This window comes from Enterobacter sp. SECR19-1250 (assembly GCF_013391025.1).
In the GTDB taxonomy this organism is placed as follows: Bacteria; Pseudomonadota; Gammaproteobacteria; order Enterobacterales; family Enterobacteriaceae; genus Enterobacter; species Enterobacter cloacae.
In genome coordinates, this window is sequence record NZ_JACASJ010000243.1 from 1 (window position 1) to 1,680 (window position 1,680).

At 59.5% G+C, this 1,680-nt stretch carries 1 pseudogene; it reads right to left on the reverse strand.

Going from position 1 to position 1,680, the window contains the following annotated elements:
* Nucleotides 1-1,680: pseudogene (locus tag HX884_RS26300) on the reverse strand (DUF927 domain-containing protein); the annotation flags it as partial.

Consider the following 1,680-nt stretch of genomic DNA (forward strand, 5'->3'; position numbering starts at 1 on the left):
TTATCGGGTCTGCGCCCTGTCCGACTTCATCCAGTGGCATCAGCCCGTCATTGTGTGCGGCGGCTTCGTTCGCCAGCCCCAGCGCCGTGCCTTACCACGTCAGGCGTAGCAAGTCCGGGTTGCCGTACAGACTGCTGGCAACGTTTGCTGTGGTGGTTTTACCCGCGCTCGATTGCTCATAGAAGTGAATGCCGAATCCGTCAGCGCCAGCCAGCCCGATTAACGGTGCTGCAAGTGCGGCGGCAATGCCTGTCATCATCGCGTAGTTACCGTATGCCAGACGCGCAACACTCTTACGCCAGCTCTCTGAGGTTCCCGCCACGGTGTACCCGGCAGCGGCAGAACTGCGGCCACTGAATAAAACGGGTTGTGCAGGTGCGCCGATAATCTCCCCGTCCGGCATGATGTATGCCCCGCACTGCCAGCCAGTAGCGTGAGCAACACGCCACAATTCACGTGAGCCGCTACGCTGTAACCAGTCAGCCAGAATCGCCCGCAAGCTGCTTTTGGTGGTGACGTTAACCCCGCCCGCTTTCAGGGTGCGCCAGCCTTCGCGCTCCCCGATATCAGCCAGGGGGATAGCCGCTGTTGTCGGTATGCCTGCGCCAAAGGCCAGCCAGCGTAATATCAGATACTGATCCTTGTCGTCCCGCCCGGTGCCGATAACGTCCATCGGTGAGGCCAGCCAGCTTTCATTGTTGATAATCTCGCCGCTTTCCTTGTCCACTTTAGGCGTGATCCAGTAAACGCCATCTTTGCGGCTCTCAATGCGGGGTTTTAGCGGGTCTTTCTCTGGCTGGTCAGTTTTACCGCCCTCAATGGCCTGTAGTTGTGGTTTCACGCATTCCCCCTGCGGCTGGTACATCGAATCATTAAACGCAGCCGTAGCGACTTCCAGCCCGTGTTGCTGGTGGTAGTCGTTCCAGTCAGCTTTGCTGTCAGTCGGTGGCAGCGATACCCAGCCAGCCACGGATAAAGCCGCTTTCTCTGCGGCCTCCTTCCCGATGTTGGTGGCTCCGGTTTCGGAGGCTGCTGTAGGGTGGTCGTTATCTGCGGCGATAATAATTTGCGACTGCGGGTGTTTCCGGCGCATTACTCCGGCAACGTGGATCAGGTTCCCGGCGTCAATTGCCGCCAGTGTGAGCGCCTCCGGGCGCATCAGGTGAACAGAAAGAGCGGTAGCCAGCCCCTCGGCAATTAATACGCTCTGCGGCTGTTCTGGTGCGTTTACGGCGTGATATGCCCCGCGCTTCGCTGAACCTGTCAGAAGTCGCTTCTCTCCCTGCGGTGTAATGGTCTGCGCTGCTGCCACTGCGCCGGATTCGTCCACCAGCTCCAGCAATAACGAACCATCCGGCATAACCGGATAGTTAAACCCGGTCAGCCCTTTTGATTGCAGGTACTCAGATTCGCCCCGTGTGACGCTCTGGCGCATTCCGGCATACAGACGGGCAAACGTAGCCCTTCGCTGCTCTGCGTCCTCTGCTGCCTGTTTCTGGCGCTCCTGCTCACGCTGCTGGCGGTCAGCTTCCAGTTGCTCTCTTCTATGGCTCGCTGCCGCCGGGTCGGTTTGCGCTGCCCGGTAATCAATACCCAGCACGTCAGCGGCAAGCTGTGCCGCCTCCGTGGTGTCGCAGTTGTTAACCCGCTTGATTAAATCCAGCCCGTCGCCCGCGCCGC